At 82.1% G+C, this 553-nt stretch carries 1 pseudogene; it reads left to right on the top strand.

The annotated features are described in order from the left end of the window. Positions 1–553, top strand: a pseudogene (locus C1I97_RS40535) (hypothetical protein); the annotation flags it as partial.

Consider the following 553-nt stretch of genomic DNA (forward strand, 5'->3'; position numbering starts at 1 on the left):
GCCCTGCGGCACGCACGGTCCGCCCTGCGTGACAGCCGCGCCGAGGACGGCGTGGCCGAGGAGGCACCGACGGCGCCCCCGGAGAACACCGCCGACGACTCGACGTCGACGCCGCACCCCCCGAAGCACCCGGGCGACGCGGCGACGGCGGGAGAGCCGCCCAGCGGCAGCCGTGGCGAACCGCGGCACCCGGCGGGAGCACGCCCTGCCGACGTCGCACGCGAGGCACTGCGCGCTGCCCTGGCCCGCCGCGAGGCACGGACGGAGCAGCCCCGGACGGAGCAGCCCCGGACGGACCTCGCGACCCCCGCCTCCGCGGCCGGAACCGACGCCGTCACACCCGCGTCCACGGCCGGGCCCCAGGCGCCCGCGCCGTCGGCGGGCGGGACGGCCGGCGCCGTGACCTCCGCGGCCGGCGCCGCGCGCCGGGCGGTCCGGCAGGCGGCCACCGGCTTCCCGGACCGCGGCGGTGCTCCCGTCCGCGGGGCGGGTGCGGATGCCCGTGACGTGCGGGAGCCGGCTGCCGGAGCATTCCGCGCGCCCGGGGCGGCAG

This window comes from Streptomyces sp. NTH33 (assembly GCF_003236365.1).
Classification (GTDB): Bacteria; Actinomycetota; Actinomycetes; order Streptomycetales; family Streptomycetaceae; genus Streptomyces.